This window comes from Enterobacter mori LMG 25706, assembly GCF_000211415.1.
GTDB lineage: Bacteria > Pseudomonadota > Gammaproteobacteria > Enterobacterales > Enterobacteriaceae > Enterobacter > Enterobacter mori.
Window position 1 is genome coordinate 588338 of record NZ_GL890780.1, and the last position, 7238, is coordinate 595575.

7 protein-coding genes and 1 pseudogene are annotated in these 7238 nt (G+C 58.3%); 2 read left to right on the plus strand and 6 right to left on the minus strand.

All coding sequences use genetic code 11. The annotated features are described in order from the left end of the window. Positions 1-64 precede the first annotated feature (64 nt). Positions 65-1585: a methyl-accepting chemotaxis protein gene (locus tag ENTMO_RS0120995; RefSeq protein ID WP_010435832.1), complete on the minus strand. Its 1521-nt coding sequence runs from the start codon at positions 1583-1585 to the stop codon at positions 65-67. Between the two features lie 425 nt (positions 1586-2010). On the opposite strand from ENTMO_RS0120995, the gene ygjG reads away from it, so the two are divergent. After that, entirely contained in the window at positions 2011-3390 is a 1380-nt protein-coding gene (gene ygjG / locus ENTMO_RS0121000; RefSeq protein ID WP_052302297.1) for a putrescine aminotransferase, read from the plus strand. An 85-nt stretch (positions 3391-3475) separates the two neighbouring features. Here ygjG and ENTMO_RS0121005 read toward each other — a convergent pair whose 3' ends face one another. After that, positions 3476-4078 carry a helix-turn-helix domain-containing protein gene (locus ENTMO_RS0121005; protein ID WP_010435837.1) on the minus strand — a complete coding sequence of 201 codons (603 nt, stop codon included), beginning with the start codon at positions 4076-4078 and terminating at the stop codon, positions 3476-3478. 42 nt (positions 4079-4120) lie between these two features. Between ENTMO_RS0121005 and ENTMO_RS0121010 the strand changes: the two genes are divergently transcribed. Further along, positions 4121-4810 carry a B3/B4 domain-containing protein gene (locus tag ENTMO_RS0121010; RefSeq protein ID WP_010435839.1) on the plus strand — a complete coding sequence of 230 codons (690 nt, stop codon included), beginning with the start codon at positions 4121-4123 and terminating at the stop codon, positions 4808-4810. A 96-nt stretch (positions 4811-4906) separates the two neighbouring features. Here ENTMO_RS0121010 and lsrG read toward each other — a convergent pair whose 3' ends face one another. From lsrG to ENTMO_RS26765, 4 genes and pseudogenes are all read right to left on the minus strand, one after another. Next, positions 4907-5200: a (4S)-4-hydroxy-5-phosphonooxypentane-2,3-dione isomerase gene (gene lsrG, locus ENTMO_RS0121015; protein ID WP_010435840.1), complete on the minus strand. Its 294-nt coding sequence runs from the start codon at positions 5198-5200 to the stop codon at positions 4907-4909. Beyond that, a complete protein-coding gene (lsrF, locus tag ENTMO_RS0121020; protein ID WP_010435841.1) occupies positions 5200-6084 on the minus strand; it encodes a 3-hydroxy-5-phosphonooxypentane-2,4-dione thiolase in 885 nt (294 codons plus the stop codon). The genes lsrG and lsrF overlap by 1 nt, the downstream gene beginning before the upstream one ends. A gap of 11 nt (positions 6085-6095) precedes the next feature. Further along, positions 6096-7097 (minus strand): autoinducer 2 ABC transporter substrate-binding protein LsrB, encoded by a 1002-nt coding sequence (lsrB, locus tag ENTMO_RS0121025; protein ID WP_010435842.1) that lies wholly within the window; start codon positions 7095-7097, stop codon positions 6096-6098. Between the two features lies 1 nt (position 7098). Then, positions 7099-7238 (minus strand): annotated as a pseudogene (locus tag ENTMO_RS26765) (autoinducer 2 import system permease LsrD); the annotation flags it as partial.

A 7238-nucleotide genomic window follows, 5' to 3' on the forward strand; every position in this document is an offset into this window, starting at 1 on the left:
ATAATCACATTAAAACGCCGTTTATACCTGGTGGCATAAACGGCTTTTCTGGAACATTACTGGCTCAATGGAGCACGGTTACGGCATCTTTGAGACGCCCCGCACGGTGCTTCACCATGGCAGAGATCTGCGCGCCCTCCTCTACCAGGTCCGCATTTTTCTGGGTGATACTGTCCAGTTCGGCAACGGCCCGGGTTAACTCGGACAGCCCGGTAGCCTGTTCAGACGTGGCGTGGCTAATCTGGGCAATAAGCTGCGTGACGTTTTTCACCTGCTCAACAATGTCATCCATTGTGCGGCCTGCCGCGTGAACCTGATCGGAGCCGGACTGTACCTTGCTGGCGCTGGCGTCAATCAGCTTACGGATATCGTTGGCCGCACTGGCGCTGCGGCTGGCGAGATGACGAACCTCACCGGCCACGACCGCAAAGCCTTTGCCCTGTTCGCCTGCGCGTGCCGCTTCCACTGCCGCGTTCAGCGCCAGAATATTGGTCTGGAAAGCGATGTCATTGATAAGCGAAGTGATCGAGCCAATCCGCTGGGTGCTGTCAGCAATATCATCCATGGTTTTCACCACCGTCTGCATCGCATTTCCGCCTTTGGTCGCCGCGTTGCTGGCCGCTACGGAGAGCTTATCGACTTCGGCAGCGGTTTCAGAGTTGCTTTGTACCGAGGCGGCCATCTGATTCATCGTCGCCACGGTCTGCTGCACATTGGTGACGGTCTGACGCGTCCGGTCGTTGAGATCGTCATTCCCTTGCGCCAGCTTATCGCTGCCATCGCGCACGCTCACCACCTGGCTTGAAACATCATTGATTAACCAGCGACACATCAGCCCCAGCTGTCCGATCGCACGCAGCGTCAGCCCCAGCTCGTCGCTGCGGTTCAGATGCTGCACGCTGTTACGCTCACCGGTCGCGACCTTCAGCGCCTGACGCGTGACATTTTCCATCGGTCGGACAATCTGCTGCTCGAACAGCATCGTCCCGACGACCATCACGACGGCAGCAGCCACCAGCGATGGCCACCCCGCAGAGGTTAACGCCAGCGTGGCAGCCATCACCACAAACAGCGCCGCCATGACGCTACGAACCCGCCAGCGCAGCGGCATAGCCGGTAACTTCCCGAGCCAGCCTTTGCGCACCACCAGCCCTTTATGGATACGTTTTTTACAACGGCCTTCATTGAGCGCCTTATATAAAGGCTCCACGGTCGCAATCTCTTCAGCCGTCGCTTTTGTGCGAATCGACATATAGCCGGTCATTTTCCCGTGGCGCACCATCGGCACGGCGTTCGCTCGCACCCAATAGTGGTCGCCGTTTTTGCGGCGGTTTTTGACAATCCCGCTCCACGGTTCCCCCTGTTGCAGCGTGTACCACATGTCGGCGAAGGCCGCTTTCGGCATGTCGGGGTGACGCACCATATTGTGCGGCTGTCCCATCAGTTCCTGGAGCGTATAGCCACTTACCTGCACAAAGGTGTCGTTGGCATGGGTCATGTAGCTCTGGAGATCGGTGGTCGACATAAGAGTGGTGTCACTATCCAGAGGGAATTCATTCTGGGTGACAAAGGATGGAGAGGACATGGCGGGCATTCCTTGCAGGTTATTCGAGTGTTAATTTTGTGGTTTATTGTTTTTTCGGCGGTTACAAATTTATCTTTAGTTGTTAAATTCGATCGAGATCGCAAATTTCGGGTAAACCGCACTTTCTGTACGCTTTTCTAATCGATTGATTTAAAATACTTTCGTAGAGAAATTACCTGCAAAGCATGATCTGTTAACGCCCACTTAAGTGGCATCTTTCGCACCACGCCGGTGCAATTGACCTCATCCATCGCGCTCTCCCCTCCCGCCTTCATCCCATCAGGCTGGTATCGGCATGATTAAATATTGCGCAACATTATTTTAACCTGGTGTTTATCCCGATTTTCGTTAAGTCCGCTGAAGTGGCGTAATCCCTGCAATACTTAACGCAGTATCATGTGATACGCGATCCCCGGGAGCACATTTTGAACAGGTTACCTTCCAGCGCCTCGGCTCTTGCCTGTACCGCGCACGCACTGAATCTCATTGAGAAGCGAACGCTCGATCATGAGGAGATGAAACAACTTAACCGAGAGGTCATCGATTACTTTAAAGAGCATGTGAATCCTGGTTTTCTTGAGTATCGCAAATCTGTTACCGCCGGCGGGGATTACGGAGCCGTAGAGTGGCAAGCGGGAAGTCTGAACACGCTTGTCGACACCCAGGGACAGGAATTTATCGATTGCCTGGGGGGTTTTGGTATTTTCAACGTGGGGCACCGTAATCCAGTTGTGGTTTCCGCCGTACAGAATCAACTTGCGAAACAACCTCTCCATAGCCAGGAACTGCTCGACCCGCTTCGCGCCATGCTCGCGAAAACGCTGGCGGCCTTAACGCCCGGCAAACTGAAGTACAGCTTCTTTAGCAACAGCGGCACGGAATCGGTCGAAGCGTCGATTAAACTCGCCAAAGCGTACCAGTCCCCGCGCGGAAAATTCACCTTTATCGCCACCAGCGGCGCGTTCCACGGGAAATCCCTGGGAGCACTGTCGGCGACCGCCAAATCCACCTTCCGCAAACCGTTTATGCCGCTGCTGCCGGGCTTCCGCCACGTGCCGTTCGGTGACATTAACGCCATGCGTACCGTGCTGAGTGAATGCCGTAAAACCGGCGACGATGTGGCAGCGGTGATCCTGGAGCCTATCCAGGGTGAAGGCGGCGTGATCTTGCCTCCGCAAGGCTATCTGCCCGCCGTGCGACAGCTGTGCGATGAGTTTGGCGCGCTGCTGATCCTCGACGAAGTGCAAACCGGCATGGGGCGCACCGGCAAGATGTTTGCCTGCGAGCATGAAAACGTTCAGCCGGACATCCTGTGCCTGGCGAAGGCGCTCGGCGGCGGCGTGATGCCAATAGGCGCAACGGTAGCAACGGAAGAGGTGTTCTCGGTGCTGTTCGACAACCCGTTCCTGCATACCACCACCTTTGGCGGCAACCCGCTGGCCTGTGCGGCGGCGCTGGCGACCATCAACGTACTGCTGGAGCAAAACCTGCCCGCGCAGGCGGAGCAGAAAGGCGACATGCTGCTGGACGGCTTCCGCCAGTTGGGCCGGGAATACCCGGACCTTGTGCAGGAGGCGCGCGGTAAAGGGATGCTTATGGCAATCGAGTTTGTCGACAACGAAATCGGCTACAGCTTCGCGAGCGAGATGTTCCGCCAGCGGGTGCTGGTGGCCGGGACGCTCAACAACTCGAAAACCATCCGCATTGAGCCTCCGCTGACGCTGACGATTGAGCAGTGTGAGCAGGTGCTGAAAGCGGCGCGCAAAGCGCTGGCAGCGCTCAGGGTGAGTGTGGAAGAGGCGTAATCAACGCCCGGTGGCGCTACGCTTACCCGGCCGACAAAATACTGCATATGTAGGCCCGGTAAGCGTAGCGCCACCGGGCTGCTTTTTAACGGTGAAACTCCGCCACCGTCATAGTGAAGCGCAGTACGCTCTCCCCTTCGTTCGCATAACCGTGCGCCGCTTCGGTTTTCGCCACCGCCGACGCGCCAGCATTCAGCTGCGTAACCGTCTCGTCCACCGTCAACGTCAACACGCCTTCGTTCACGTGCAGCAGCTCAAAGGTTCCTGCCGGATGCCCTGTCGAGGTGAAATACTCCCCTGGATGCATCTCCCACTGCCACAGCTCAATCATGTCCGGGCCCGCGGTGCCTGCCAGCAGCCTGGCGTAACCGCCCTGTGCGCCCTGCCACAGAACCGGGATCGCCGCTTCTTCGATAACGTGCACCAGCGGCTCGCTGGAGACGTTGACGATATCCGCCACCGAGATGCCGAGCGCGGCGGCCAGCTTGCACAAAATGGCGATGCTGGGGTTGGCTGCGCCCTTTTCGATCTCCACCAGCATCCCTTTGCTGACGCTGGCTCGGCGGGACAGCTCGTCCAGCGACAGCTTTTTCTCTTTGCGCCAGCTGCGGATGCGGTTCGCCACGGCCAGGCTTACCTGGACAACATCGGCACCCTGCGCAGTCATTATATTGACTTTATCAGTCATTGGTCACTACCATGGTATAAAACAGTCAATACAGGATTATTTATGTCTCTCGTAACGCCGTCAATAGATTCGCGACTTGCCGACATTGCGCCCGGCTTTCGGGCGCTGAGCATTGTGGTTGAAGCCGCGCCGATTACCCAACCGGAGGTTGCGCCCGCCGCGCTGGCGCAGGCCTGCCAGCAGATGTTGAATGACGATGTGCCGTGGGCTGATGCACACCTTTCAGACTGGGATGAGGTGTTTAAAGCCTTTGGCGCGAAACCGAAACGCACGCCCTGTTCCGCCGCGGCCCTGCGCAAGCGGGTGCTGAACGACGGTTCGCTGCCGTCGCTGGATCCGGTGGTGGATATCTATAACGCGGTGAGCATTCGCTATGCCATTCCGGTGGGCGGGGAAAATCTCGCGGCGTACTCGGGTGCGCCTCGCCTGACGCTGGCCGACGGCAGCGAGCCGTTTGATACCTTTAAAGAGGGCCAGCCGGTGGTGGAATACCCGGATGCTGGCGAGGTTATCTGGCGCGACGACCTCGGCGTCACCTGCCGCCGCTGGAACTGGCGTCAGGGAGTGCGTACCCGTCTGGACAGCCAGGCGATGTCTATGTGGTTTATTCTCGAAAGTTTGCCATCGATGCCGCTGGCGGTGCTTGAAGAGGCAGGCGCGGCGCTGGTTAATAATCTGCAGCGGCTGATGCCCGGGGCAACGGCCCAGGTGCAGTTGCTGGAACTGGCCTGAACAATGCCGGGTGGCGCTAACGCTTACCCGGCCTACAAAATCAACACAACGTCGTACCCGTAGGCCCGGTAAGCGCAGCGCCACCGGGCAAAGCCGCTACTCCGGCAACAACCCCACAAAACTGCGTTTCTTACGCGGCTCCGACATCAATTCCTCAAGCTTATCCACGCACGCCAGATAGTGCGGCGTTTGCTTATGCGCCAGCACTGCCTCTTCGTCTTTATAGGCCTCGTAGATAAAGAACCGGGTTTTCACCCTCGGGTCCTGCAATACGTCAAAGCGCAGATTCCCCGGCTCCTTGATTGCCCCCTCGTGGTTGGCGCGAAACACGTCCAGAAACTCGTCCACCCGCTCGGGCTTGATGTTAATCTCAACCAGCGTCACGTTCATTATGCTTCTCCCTGTTTCTCTTCCTGCCAGAACTGGAACGCATCGCGGGCATTCCAGTTTTCGTGAACCACTTTCTTCACCGCCTTCAGCATGGCGAGCGGCGCGCTGGACTGGAAGATGTTGCGTCCCATGTCCACGCCGGATGCGCCCTGGTCAATCGCGCGCCAGCACATCTCCAGCGCCTCGTGCTCCGGCAGCTTTTTGCCTCCGGCGATCACAATCGGCACCGGGCAGCTGGCGGTCACTTTTTCAAATCCCTCGTCCACATAGTAGGTTTTGACGAACTGCGCCCCCATTTCGGCGGCGATGCGGCTGGCCAGCGAGAAATAGCGCGCGTCCCGCGCCATCTCTTTACCCACACCCGTCACCGCCAGCGTCGGCATGCCGTAGCGCGCGCCCGCATCCACCAGCTTGATGATGTTGTTGATTGACTGATGCTCAAACGGGCTTCCGATATACACCTGCGCCGCCACCGCGCAGACGTTCAGGCGCAGCGCGTCCTCCATCGCCACCGCCACGCACTCGTTCGACAGCTCGCCAAGAATCGAATTACCCCCCGAGGCGCGCAGCACCACCGGTTTGTTCGTCGCAGCAGGCACCTGGCTCCTGAGGATGCCGCGGGTGCACATCAGCACGTCGGTTTCGCCAAACAGCGGCGCGATAGAGAGATCGATACGCTCAAGGCCGGTGGTCGGCCCCTGAAAGTAGCCGTGGTCAAAGGCCAGCATCACTGTTCGGTTGCTCTGCGGATTGAAGATGCGCGAAAGCCTGGACTGCATACCCCAGTCCAGCGAGCCGCAGCCCTTCAGGGTGTAAGGCACATTCTGCTGCGGCGTGCCGATGCCAAAATCTTTGCCGTCTTTGATGTCGTCTAAATCAGCCATTTGCTCCCCCGTCAGAAATCGTATTTGCTGATGTTCTCTTTGGTGAACACCACGCGCTCCGGCAGCAGCACGATGCCGTTGCCCTTCGCCTCATACTGGTAGCCCTGCACGCTGTTCGGCTCGACCTTCAGCGCGCCGATGTCTTTTACGTTCACGCTGTCGCCGACGTTAAGATCGCCTTTTTTCAGCAGGCGATCGGCGACATTGACCGCAATTTTGCCCTGTTGTACGACATCCCACAGGCCGAAGGCTTTTACCGTGCCGCGCTCAACGTACGGACGCATCACGTTCGGCGTGCTGAAGCCGACAATCGCCACCCCTTCGCGCTTCAGGTTTTCCACCGCCTGCGCCGCTGCTGGCAGCGCGTTGGCGTCCGGGGCGATGATCGCATCCAGATCCGGATACGCTTTTAAGATCCCTTCGGCGGTTTGCAGAGATTTGGTGGCATCGTTATAGCCAAACTGGGTGGTGACGACCTGCCACTGAGGATGATCTTTCTCGATTTTGGCCTTCGCCTCTTTCACCCACTGGTTCTGGTCGGTGACGGTCGGGCTGGAGTAGAAGAACGCCACTTTGGCGTTCGGTTTGGTGACCTGTTTGCCCGCCATCTCCACCAGCAGGCCGCCGAGCTGCTCCGGCGTTCCCTGGTTGATATAGATGCTGCGGCACTCCGGTTTGGTGTCGGAATCCCAGGTCAGGACCTTGACCCCGCGCTGCATCGCGCGCTTCAGCGCCGGGCAGAGGCCGTCCGGCGACACGGCGGAGACGATAATGGCGTTAAAGCCCTGGTTGACGAAGTTATTGATGAGCTGCACCTGGCCGGAGACGCTCGGCTCGGTTGGGCCGTCGTAGGTGACGTCCACGCCAAGATCTTTCCCCGCCTCTTTCGCGCCATTGCCGCCGCTGGTGAAGAAGCCCACGCCCACCAGCTTCGGGATAAAGGCAATGCGGTCCGCCGCCTGCGCCGAGGCGAAGCTGAGGGCCATTGCCAGGACGAACAGTTTTGTTTTCATCTTACGCTCCGGATAGTTTTCTAAAGAGAGATCGCACCCATTCACGGTGCAGACTCAGCGAACGTCCCATCACCACCACAACCAGCAGCGCCCCTGACAGCGCGCTCGACACCTGGTTAGGAATACCGACCATCTGTAAAC

Coding starts and splice junctions, on each gene's coding strand:
- ENTMO_RS0120995 (WP_010435832.1), bottom strand. CDS start 1,585: ATGTCCTCTCCATCCTTTGTCACCCAGAATGAATTCCCTCTGGATAGT.
- lsrB (WP_010435842.1), bottom strand. CDS start 7,097: ATGAAAACAAAACTGTTCGTCCTGGCAATGGCCCTCAGCTTCGCCTCG.
- ENTMO_RS0121010 (WP_010435839.1), top strand. CDS start 4,121: ATGTCTCTCGTAACGCCGTCAATAGATTCGCGACTTGCCGACATTGCG.
- ENTMO_RS0121005 (WP_010435837.1), bottom strand. CDS start 4,078: ATGACTGATAAAGTCAATATAATGACTGCGCAGGGTGCCGATGTTGTC.
- lsrG (WP_010435840.1), bottom strand. CDS start 5,200: ATGAACGTGACGCTGGTTGAGATTAACATCAAGCCCGAGCGGGTGGAC.
- lsrF (WP_010435841.1), bottom strand. CDS start 6,084: ATGGCTGATTTAGACGACATCAAAGACGGCAAAGATTTTGGCATCGGC.